General features: G+C 61.0%; 6 protein-coding genes. 4 read left to right on the forward strand and 2 right to left on the reverse strand.

Annotated features, from left to right (window positions below; genetic code table 11):
• Entirely contained in the window at positions 1-717 is a 717-nt protein-coding gene (locus IEX75_RS19475) for a hypothetical protein (RefSeq protein WP_188796880.1), read from the forward strand.
• A 34-nt stretch (positions 718-751) separates the two neighbouring features.
• A complete protein-coding gene (locus tag IEX75_RS19480; protein ID WP_229720975.1) occupies positions 752-2149 on the forward strand; it encodes a tol-pal system YbgF family protein in 1398 nt (465 codons plus the stop codon).
• Between the two features lie 144 nt (positions 2150-2293).
• Here IEX75_RS19480 and IEX75_RS19485 read toward each other — a convergent pair whose 3' ends face one another.
• Entirely contained in the window at positions 2294-2509 is a 216-nt protein-coding gene (locus IEX75_RS19485) for a glutathione S-transferase family protein (RefSeq protein WP_188796882.1), read from the reverse strand.
• A gap of 18 nt (positions 2510-2527) precedes the next feature.
• On the reverse strand, positions 2528-3202 hold the full coding sequence (locus tag IEX75_RS19490) for a TerC family protein (protein ID WP_188796884.1): 675 nt from the start codon (positions 3200-3202) through the stop codon (positions 2528-2530).
• Positions 3203-3500: 298 nt separating this feature from the next.
• Between IEX75_RS19490 and IEX75_RS19495 the strand changes: the two genes are divergently transcribed.
• Positions 3501-4952: a bifunctional 2-methylcitrate dehydratase/aconitate hydratase gene (locus tag IEX75_RS19495; protein ID WP_188796886.1), complete on the forward strand. Its 1452-nt coding sequence runs from the start codon at positions 3501-3503 to the stop codon at positions 4950-4952.
• Positions 4953-5219: 267 nt separating this feature from the next.
• The coding region (locus IEX75_RS19500) for an OmpA family protein (protein ID WP_188796887.1) at positions 5220-6182 on the forward strand (963 nt) is incomplete at its 3' end.

The raw sequence follows: 6182 nt of genomic DNA on the forward strand, positions 1-6182 counted from the left end.
ATGAAACGTTCCGGTCTCTCGTTTCGCACCATCGGATTGTTGATTTTGGCGGGCAGTGCCACTGCGGTGCATGCGCAACATCGCGATCCCGTTGCAGGCTTCGGCATGCCGGTTTCCACGGAAAGCCTGGCCAAGGTGCGCGGTGGCTTCGACCTCGGCGGCCTGGAAGTGTCATTTGGCATTCAGCGCGCCATATACGTCGATGGCAATCTGGTGACCTACCTCAATGTCACGATTCCCGATATCTCGCACATCACCGCACAGCAGGCGACATCGCTGGCGGAAGCACTTGGCACGATCGATGTGCAGGTTGGCTCCGGCAATAGCTTCAACCCATCCATGACGACACAGGCGGGCACGGCTTCGGTGGCACAAGCCGTGACACAAACGGTTACTCAAACCCTGTCGCAAGCTGCGTCGAGCAGTGCGGTAGGCAATGTCGGTTCGAACAGTGCAGCGAGCGCGTCGTCAACGCAGGCCAGCGGGGCCGGCGCTTTCCAGAGTGTGCCGAGTGGTCCGACCGTTACCAGCACCATCATTCCGGCCTCCGCAGCGCAAGCCAGTGCGGCGACGGTGATCCAGAACACGGTGAACAACCAGCTCATCCGCAGCCTCACCACCTTGAACGTTGCGGTGAGCGCGTTGAACGCCATGCGCAATCAAGGGCTGCAGCAGAGCCTGCAGGCTGCGCAACAACTGCAGGCGTTGTCGCATTGACGCAAGCGGACGTGAGTCCGCCGGGGGAAACAATATGAAGAACAAGACGGATCGAAAAACGAAGCATGTTGCGAGGCCGTGGCTTTATGTCACCGGCTGCGTCAGCCTGATGGCTTTTTGCGGCGTGGCGGTAGCACAGGATGTGTCGAATGCCGCGTCGTCATCGGACGACACTTCATCGCCGGCCATCCGCCAACGCCTGGCAGAGCAGGGCGCTCGTATCGAGGCGATGCGTGGCCAAATCGAAGCGTTGCAGCGGCAGCTTGCGCAGCAGGCGGCGGATTACCAGGCATTGCGTCACGCCGTCGGCATGGATGTGCTGGCACGTCAACGTGGCGGCAATATTGCTGTCGGCGGGTCGGGGGCCTCGGCATTGCCGATGCCATCGCCGGATGCGATTACCGACGTGCCGGTAGCGCAACAGGGCACGGCAACACCGTCAGCACCTGTTGGCCAGGCGCCGGCAGAAAATTCGCGCCCGCCGGAAGTCGCGCCGATCTTCCAGCAGCCCGGCGTGTTGACGCCGAAGGGCAAGGTCGTGGTGGAGCCCACCTATCAGTTCGGCTACTCCACCGCCGATCGCGTGGCGCTGGTCGGTTACACCATCATTCCCGCCATCCTGATTGGCCTGATCGATGTGCGTCAGGTACGCAGCACGACCCAGACGGCGATCCTTACCGGGCGCTATGGCATTACCAATCGTATGGAACTGGAAGTACGTATTCCCTATGTCGATACGCATACCGATACGGTCAGCCGCGAAGTGCTTACCGGCTCTTCGGAAGACAATGTGTTCGGCTCCAGCGGCAAGGGGCTGGGTGATATCGAGGCGACGTTACGCTATCAACTCAACGATGGTGGCGCGGACAAGGCCTATTACATCGGCTGGTTCCGCTTCAAGTCCCGCACCGGCAAGGATCCATTCGAGGTAGTAACCGATTGCGTCACCCGCTGCGTTGAAAATCTCACCGGCACCGGTTTGCCGGTGCAGCAGCCGACCGGTACAGGCTTTTACACGTTGCAGCCTGGTTTGACCTGGCTCTTGCCATCCGATCCGGTGGTGTTCTTCGGTAACTTCAGTTACCTGTACAACGTCGAACGCCACAACGTCTATGAGAACATTCTGCTCGGCGGCAGGCAGTTTCTTGGCAACGTGAAGATGGGTAACGAGGGCGACGTCAGTATCGGCATGGGCATGGCCCTAAACGACAAGGCATCGCTCAGTATTGGCTATGACCAGACCTTTATCGGCAGGACGACCGAATCTGGCCAAAAACTGCCGGGCTCAACCAAGGTATGGCTGGGGCAACTGCTGATTGGCGGTTCGTATCGCTACAACGACAAGCGAACGTTGAATGTTACGTTGGGTGTGGGCGTCACGCGCGACACACCCGATGCAACCGTGATCATTCGCGTACCGATGATGTTCTGATCGACAACAGTTACTGCCGATGACGTTTGGCAGCACCTATCAGCGTGTACAGAGATGCCGCGCTATTTGACGTCGCGGTATGTCCTCTCCCCGAACGGGAGAGGGCATGGGTTTACCGTGACATCGAGATCCGGTATGCGTTGATTAAAATCCTTCAGCCTTCATCGTCGTCTGCACGCCGGCATCTGTCTGCATTCGTGCAAAGAACGCATCAAGGTGCGTAAGCCCGCCAAGATCCACTTGCTTTCCCTTCGCCCAGCGCATTACGACGAAGAGATACGCATCGGCCACCGAGCGATGCCCGGTGAGCCATTCGCGCTCGGCCAACTGCGTATTGAGGCGCTCGAAATGTCCGAGCAATTGCTGGCGTGCCGTGCATCAGGCCCCAAACCGTCGTCGCCGATTGACCAGGTAGCCGCCCGCGCACACGATGAGAACCAAGCCGATTTCCAGCACATGCTTCATCCAGCCATGTGCATCGAACCATGCGCGCCAGAGCGTCTCGTGACTGATCATGCGGCCGGCTGTCCATGCGATGGCGCCAGCACCCGCGTAGATGATGATGGGGAAGCGTTCGATTAGCTTGATGATCAGCGTCGAACCCCACACCACCAGCGGAATGCTGATCAACAGGCCGATCACCACCAGGCCCATGTGTCCTTTCGCGGCGCCGGCAATCGCCAGCACGTTGTCCACACCCATCAGCACGTCGGCCACCACGATCGTGCGCAACGCAGACCAGAAGCCGGCTGCCGCGGCAACGTCGCCATGTTCGTCGTGCGCGGGCTTGAGCAGCTTCCAGGCAATCGGCAGCAACAGCAGGCCGCCTGCCAGCATCAACCCGGGCAGTTCGAGCAGATAAACAACGATCACGGTGAGCACAATGCGCACGGCGATGGCACCGAGCGTGCCCCAGATCACGGCACGTTTTTGCAAGGCGTGGGGGAGATTGCGGGCGGCAAGGGCGATCACGATCGCGTTGTCGCCAGCCAGCACCAGATCCAGCAGCACGATGGTGAGCAGATCGGAAAGCAGATGAGTAGGGAGCGTCATGCCAAGTTCCTGGGCGTGCGGGACTCAAGCGGCGACGACAGGACGCACGCCGGTCCTGTCATCACCGCAAAAGTCTCGTTCTCAGCCTTAAGCTGCCGCGGCGCCCGGAGCGATGCTTCGCTCGTGATGACGATCGCCGCGCGGATGCGGCTGGCCGCATCCGGAACTACTCCCCTTTGGGGTGGTTCGGCGATTCTCGATGGCAGAGCAGGGCCGGTCAAGCGCAAGAAGCGCTTGCAGCATGTCCCATTCGGTGTTCCCCGCTACAATTTCGCTTTTCCCTTACCGCGAGATCCCCATGAGCGCGCACGATATCCGTTCTGCCAAGCGTCCCGATCCCGATCAGCCGATGGTCGACATTGCCAATTACGTGGCCGACTACCGGATTGATTCCACCGAGGCGTATGACACCGCGCGCTACATGCTGCTGGACTCGCTGGCCACCGCGATGATGGCGATGAAGTTCCCCGAATGCGTGAAGCATCTGGGACCGGTGGTGCCGGGCGCTACGTTGCCGGGCGGCGCGCGTGTGCCGGGTACCAGCCATGAGCTGGATCCGGTGCAGGCTGCGTTCGCGATCGGCACGCAGATCCGTTGGCTGGATTTCAATGACACCTGGCTGGCGGCAGAGTGGGGCCATCCGTCCGACAATCTGGGGGCGATCCTGGCCGTGGCCGATTACTTGAGCCGCAAGGCCGAACGTGAGGGCGGCAAGGCGCTCTCCGTACGCGACGTGCTCAGCTATGCGATCAAGGCACACGAAATCCAGGGCTGCTACGCGCTGCTCAACAGCTACAACCGTGTCGGCCAGGATCACGTCATCCTGGTGCGCCTGGCATCCACCGCAGTGGCTACCGCCATGCTGGGTGGTACCAAGGAGCAGATCACCACGGCCGTGTCGCATAGCTGGATCGACAACGGTGCCCTGCGCACTTATCGCCACGCGCCGAACACTGGCCCGCGCAAGAGCTGGGCGGCCGGTGATGCTTGCCGTCGCGCCGTCACTCACGCGATTAATGCGGTCTACCGTGGTGTGGTGGGTTATCCCTCCGCGCTCACAGCCAAGACCTGGGGCTATTACGACGTGGCGTTCAAGGGCAAGCCGTTTGAGTTCGAGCGTCCGTTCGGCAGCTACGTGATGGAGAACGTGCTGTTCAAGATCAGCTTCCCGGCCGAGTTCCACGCACAGACCGCGGTGGAGTGCGCCATGAAGTTGCACGCGCAAGTTGCCGGCAAGCTCGACCAGATCGAGAAGGTGGTGATCGAAACGCAGGAAGCCGGCTGCCGCATCATCGACAAGACCGGTCCGTTGGCTAACTACGCCGATCGCGACCACTGCATCCAGTACATGGTGGCCGTGCCGCTGATCTTCGGCCGCCTCACTGCCGACGACTACAACGACGACGTCGCTGCCGATCCGCGCATCGACGCGCTGCGCGAGAAGATGGTGGTTACCGAGAACCCGCAGTTCACCAAGGACTATTTCGATCCCGAGAAGCGCTACATCGGCAACGCCGTGCAGGTGTTCTTCAAGGACGGCAGCAGCACTGAGAAGGTATCCATCGACTACCCGATCGGCCACCGCAAGCGTCGCGCCGAGGGCATTCCGGTGCTGCTGAAGAAGTTCGAGGCGGCCATGCGTGGCCATCTGCCGTCACACAAGGTGAAGGCCATCCTGGACGCCACGGCTGATCCGGCCAAGCTGGATGCCATGCCGATCCAGGCATTCCTCGGTCTCTTCACGCTGTGATGACGCGCTGAGCAGAAAATCTTAAGTCCATGGGGCAGGACCCGGTTCGGCCAGGGGCCGGACTGGGTCTGCATTAGTAGTGGGGCAGGCAGGCTGTGGGCTGGCAGTCTGTTAGCAATCATTTTGCAAATCGTTTAAAACTTGTTAAACTCGCACGCGCCGGGCGTTGGCCATCGCACGAGTCCTTTACCGCAATGGTTGCGCGACGAAGCGTTTTTGGCTTGGCGGGATGAATGCCCTACACATTAAGAAATGAGGAGATACCTGATGAAACGTAAGGGCCTGTATTTTCTGATCGCTCTTGCCCTGGGCGGCGTAGGTGCCGTTCACGCGCAGGACAACACGGCTGCAAGCAGCACGGCGAGCAGCACTGCGCCGGCGTGGCCGAATGGCTTTGACGACCGTTGGTACGTTGCCCCGACCGTGGGCGGTTACTACAACGATACCGACCGCAATACGCGCAGCCGCCAGATTTACTATGGGCTGTCGGTAGGTAAGTTCATCAGCCCGAACGTTTCGGTCGAGCTGTTCGTTGATCGCACCAAGCGCAAGGCGGACACGGCTGTGTTTGGTCAGGGCAATACCTGGTCGAACAACAACTACGGCGTGTCGGCGCGTTACTACTTCGGTGATGCGAACTCCTGGCGTCCGTATCTGCTGGGTGGGGTGATGGGCAGCTACCACCACAACCCGCTGAATCGTGACTGGGCGCCGGCTGCTGAAGGCGGCGTGGGTGTGTCCAAGTCGATCACCGACAGCGCCGACTTCCGCGTGGAAGCGGGCTACCGCTATGACTGGGACGACAAGACCCAGCCGGCAAAGAACGGTTATGGCGACTGGTTCCTGGGCTTCAGCATCGTGGCGAAGATCGGTGCCGTGCCGGCCCCGGCCGCCCCGGTTGCACCGCCCCCGCCGCCGCAGCCGGACTGTTCCAAGCAGTTCCGCAATGGCGTGAACCTGTGCGACAACAAGTGCCCGGACCTGCCGGAAGGCACGATCGTGGGCCCGGATGGCTGCCCGCAGAAGGTGGTGATCGACCTGAAGGGCGTGAACTTCAAGTTCGACCGTCCGAAGAAGGGCGAGAGCAACATCGAGCCGACGCTGGCGGTGCCGGCAAGCGACTCGTTGGCGATCCTGGATCAGGCGGTGGATACGTTGAAGCGCTACCCGCAGGTGAAGGTGATGGTGGCCGGTTACACGGACGGCGTGGGCAAGCCGGCGTACAACCAG

The sequence above is a fragment of the Dyella nitratireducens genome (genome assembly GCF_014642835.1).
GTDB lineage: Bacteria > Pseudomonadota > Gammaproteobacteria > Xanthomonadales > Rhodanobacteraceae > Dyella_B > Dyella_B nitratireducens.

What these genes read in the sequence shown, in the direction of transcription:
- IEX75_RS19475 (WP_188796880.1), top strand. Translation starts at nt 1, where the DNA reads ATGAAACGTTCCGGTCTCTCGTTTCGCACCATCGGATTGTTGATTTTG.
- IEX75_RS19480 (WP_229720975.1), top strand. Translation starts at nt 752, where the DNA reads ATGAAGAACAAGACGGATCGAAAAACGAAGCATGTTGCGAGGCCGTGG.
- IEX75_RS19490 (WP_188796884.1), bottom strand. Translation starts at nt 3,202, where the DNA reads ATGACGCTCCCTACTCATCTGCTTTCCGATCTGCTCACCATCGTGCTG.
- IEX75_RS19495 (WP_188796886.1), top strand. Translation starts at nt 3,501, where the DNA reads ATGAGCGCGCACGATATCCGTTCTGCCAAGCGTCCCGATCCCGATCAG.